This window comes from Aquibacillus albus (genome assembly GCF_016908325.1).
In the GTDB taxonomy this organism is placed as follows: domain Bacteria; phylum Bacillota; class Bacilli; order Bacillales; family Amphibacillaceae; genus Aquibacillus_A; species Aquibacillus_A albus.
On the sequence record NZ_JAFBDR010000060.1, the window covers coordinates 1 to 1,239 of the forward strand.

A 1,239-nucleotide genomic window follows, 5' to 3' on the forward strand; every position below is an offset into this window, starting at 1 on the left:
TACACGAAAGAATTTAAAGAAAAGGTTGTACAGTATTACCATGATCATGAAGGTTTAGGATACTTAAGTGTTGCCCGAACCTTTAATATACCAAGTGATGAAACCGTTAGGACATGGATTAAAAAGGTGGAGAAGGAAGGTCCCGACGCTTTTACTGCTAAACCTAGAAAAAGAAGAAAAAAAGAAATTAGACAAAAAATTAAAAAGAAGACGGAACCAATATCAACGGATGATTGGGAAGATCCGAAGGACCTGGTTGAGCGAATAGCGTTTTTGGAGGCTGAAAATGCCTATTTAAAAAAGCTGATGATGCTCAGAAAGGAGGGAAAGAGTTAAAGAGAGCAGATAAATATGAACTAATTTGTAACCTTTCAGAGACTTTTCCTGTGTTTGATTTATGTTCTATAGCGAATGTATCCAGAAGTGGTTATTACAAGTGGTTAAACAGAAAGGCACGGCCCATGACTGCAAAGGAAATAGAGGATGAAGAAGTGAAAGCACTTATCCTAAAAGTTTATAAGGAAACAGGATACACCTACGGTTATCCTAGAATCACCGAGGAACTTCAAGAAGTTTATAATATGCACATCAACCACAAGCGAGTGTATAGACTAATGAAAGATATGGGTATCCAAGCACTTATTTTTAAGAAAAGGCGGAAGCATAAACAGGAAGGAAATACAGCTGAAAATGTACTTAATCGTCAATTTCAGGCGGACAAGCCTTTCCAAAAATGGTCAACGGACATTACGTATTTGTATGTAGGACGTACCCGTCTGTATCTGTGCGCCATTCTGGATCTATTTAATAATGAAATAATCTCTTACCATATTAGTGATAAGAATGACAATGAGTTAGTCATAAAAACCTTAGATTTAGCTACAAAAAAAGGAGACGTGACAAATACCTTAATTCATAGTGATCAAGGGCATCAATTCACGTCTCATGAATACACAAATCAATTACTACAATATCAAATGAAAAAAAGTATGTCTAGAAAAGGAAACTGTTGGGATAACGCACCGATAGAAAGCTTCTTTGGTCGTCTTAAAGAAGAGTCAATGCGCATTCAACAGCCAAAAACAAAAGAAGAAGTCTATCGTACGATAGACTGGTATATGGATTTCTATAACAATAGAAGAAGACAAAAAGGCTTAGGATCAGCTCCAGTTCAATATAAAAACAAATTGGCAGCATGACCCCAAACCTTATGTGTCTACTTGACAGGGGTACGCTTAC

Annotated in this window: 2 protein-coding genes; both read left to right on the forward strand. The window is 36.6% G+C overall.

The annotated features are described in order from the left end of the window. On the forward strand, positions 1 to 336 hold a 336-nt coding region (locus JOC48_RS21160), incomplete at its 5' end, for a helix-turn-helix domain-containing protein (protein ID WP_204502412.1). A gap of 23 nt (positions 337 to 359) precedes the next feature. Continuing rightward, positions 360 to 1,199 (forward strand): IS3 family transposase, encoded by an 840-nt coding sequence (locus JOC48_RS21165; protein ID WP_204502416.1) that lies wholly within the window; start codon positions 360 to 362, stop codon positions 1,197 to 1,199. Positions 1,200 to 1,239 lie beyond the last annotated feature (40 nt).